Source organism: Mameliella sp. CS4 (assembly GCF_019392335.1).
Lineage (GTDB): Bacteria > Pseudomonadota > Alphaproteobacteria > Rhodobacterales > Rhodobacteraceae > Antarctobacter.
In genome coordinates this window covers 1-254 of record NZ_JAHXRQ010000220.1, presented here as the reverse complement: position 1 = coordinate 254, position 254 = coordinate 1, and the positions used below count along the sequence as shown (strand labels likewise).

The 254-nt window shown below is 72.8% G+C and carries 1 protein-coding gene; it reads left to right on the top strand.

Going from position 1 to position 254, the window contains the following annotated elements; all coding sequences use genetic code 11:
• Positions 1 to 11: 11 nt before the first annotated feature.
• On the top strand, positions 12 to 254 hold a 243-nt coding region (locus KZZ07_RS27170; protein ID WP_370631285.1), incomplete at its 3' end, for an FAD-dependent oxidoreductase.

Below are 254 nucleotides of genomic sequence, written 5' to 3'. Positions count from 1 at the left end.
CGGAGCCGGAGATCGGGGAGGCGCTCGCCGGCTACCTGGCGGATGAGGGCATCACCGTCCTGGGCGGCTTGTCCTACGAAGCCGCGCACCTGACGAGGGGCGGCGTGAGCCTCACGGTTCGGCGGGGCGGTCGCCAGGAGACTGTCGTGGCCGAGCGCATCATCGTGGCGACCGGGCGCACGGCCAACACCGAGGATCTCGGCCTCGCCGAGGTGGGTGTGGCCCAGACCCCGACGGGCGCCATCGCAGTCGAC